The organism is Pseudomonas sp. P7548 (assembly GCF_013386585.1).
GTDB lineage: Bacteria > Pseudomonadota > Gammaproteobacteria > Pseudomonadales > Pseudomonadaceae > Aquipseudomonas.
Map to the genome: position 1 here is coordinate 1,963 of NZ_JACARO010000028.1, position 2,099 is coordinate 4,061.

The 2,099-nt window shown below is 53.4% G+C and carries 1 protein-coding gene and 1 pseudogene; both read left to right on the top strand.

The genetic code is table 11. The features are described 5' to 3' along the window. Nucleotides 1-53: 53 nt before the first annotated feature. Nucleotides 54-1,289 carry a tyrosine-type recombinase/integrase gene (locus HX803_RS13065; protein WP_178921060.1) on the top strand — a complete coding sequence of 412 codons (1,236 nt, stop codon included), beginning with the start codon at nucleotides 54-56 and terminating at the stop codon, nucleotides 1,287-1,289. Nucleotides 1,290-1,571: 282 nt separating this feature from the next. Further along, nucleotides 1,572-2,078 (top strand): annotated as a pseudogene (locus HX803_RS13070) (hypothetical protein); the annotation flags it as partial. Between the last annotated feature and the right edge of the window lie 21 nt (nucleotides 2,079-2,099).

Here is a 2,099-nt window from a genome sequence, read left to right on the forward strand (position 1 = left end):
GTGTATGCCCACGTGTATGCTTTGAGATTCCTATAACTGGAGGCATACAGGAAGTGAAGCGCTCTGAGATCAAACGCCGCCCCTTAGCAGACACCACGCTTGCAGGCCTGGAGTCTGAGCAGGCTACATATCGGGAGCAGGATGGGAATGGCCTGTACTTCCGGGTAAAACCTAACGGGCAAAAATCGTGGGAGCTGCGCTACAAAAAGCCAGACGGGAAATGGTCTTGGCTAGGTCTCGGCGGCTACCCGGAAATCAGTGGCTCCTTGGCGAGACAGAAAGCAGCGCAACTGCGTGAAGACGCATCGACCGGCAAAAATCCATTGGTGAGCAAACAAGCTCGCAAGGTCGCAGACCAGGTTGCTGCGAACAACACCTTTGAGGCGTTAGGTCGCGAGTGGTTTGAGGCCAGACGCACAAGCTGGGAGTCAGGTACGTCTCGAAGAGTGCTTGGCGCACTGGAGCTTCACGTCTTCCCCGTCTTCGGCAAACGCGTATACACAGAAATACTGCCCCTGGAATGGATGGAGTTTCTACGCGGTATGGAACAGAAGGGAATCATTGAACAAATGGGCCGGGTTCGCGCCTTTTGCAAAGAGATCTATGACCTTGCCCGCGTAACAGGACGAGCCGTCCATAACCCCCTTGAAGGTCTCAGTAAATTCCTACAATCGCGTAGCGCTGAAAACTATGCACACGTTTCGATTGAAGAACTGCCTGCGCTGCTTCGAGCAATCAACTCCTACCCACACGCAAAGGACGTTCGCATAGGGCTTCGCTTGCTTTCTTTATTAGCATCGCGCCCGAGCGAAATTCGAGAAGCACGCTGGTCAGAAATCGATCTATCCAAAAAGTTATGGACGATTCCAGCCGAACGAATGAAACGTCGCCGCGAACATGTGGTGCCTCTCTCTAAACAGGCAATCGAAGCGCTCGCTGAGTTACGAACACTGACAGGTGCGTACCCTCTCCTATTTCCAGGCAGGAAAGACAGGACAATCCCCCGTAGCAATACCGTATTTCTAATGGCGCTACGCAGACTGGGATATGCCGGTCGGCAAACAGGCCACGGCTTTCGTCACATTGCCAGCACCATACTCAATGAGCAGGGTTTCGATGAGAATCATATTGAGGCCCAACTCTCCCATGCAAAGGAGGGGATTGCCGGGGTCTATAACAAAGCGGTGTACCTACCTCAGCGCAGAGTGATGATGCAGTGGTACGCCGATCACCTTGATGCGCTAGTGAGTGGAAATGTCGTGCAGGGCCAATTTGGAAAGGCAATATGAGAGCACATACCCACCCCCCCTCTAAAACCGGTGTAACGGGTGTTACTCGTGTAACGCCCATCGCCAAACGCCCAATTTCATTGGCTTTTAACTGCGTTACACAGTTCAGCAGCTTAGCGTACATCCGATGTAACGCTGCCCATGCGTGTAACGCCAAAGCCAGCCCAGGACTGCTGAGGGCAAGCGTTCTGCACCTATGCCTACAAAGCGGCTTTCGCTGGTTACACGCTTTGAATACAGGGCGTGGGATTCTTCGTTACACGGTACCTATGACACTTCGCGATGACTGATCACCACCCCATCTTGCATTTGGCGTTAAGCCGCGGCCTGCTCAGTTATCTCTCAGCGCAACCGCTCTATGACCTCTGTCGTGAGCAGGTCGCTGACGCCTGCCGTTTGATCGACCAATGCTGTCTGCGCATTCATGGTGACGATATCAACAAAGATCTCGCCAGCATGTGCATTCAGACGACGATCCATGAGGAGACGATTTTTCAGTATGCCTCTACCGATACCAAGGCACGCCTCGCGCATTGGGTCCGCATGTACAGCAATTGCTACTCGGCGTCAGAGCGCGATGCTCATGCGGGCTACATCATGGCTTGTGCAGTAAAAGCGCTGGAGACCTTAGCCAAGTGGATGCAGGCAGCCGATCAAGAGGCTCGATCTCATGCTACTGACTTGCCGTGGGACCTCTACTGCGAGCTCGTAGAGATGCAAGTAGATCCGGATGAGCGTATTCAGACACTTGATGATTACGCCCTCTATCTGGAACCGATCACATCCCTACCGTAACCGTCCGGCCAGCAC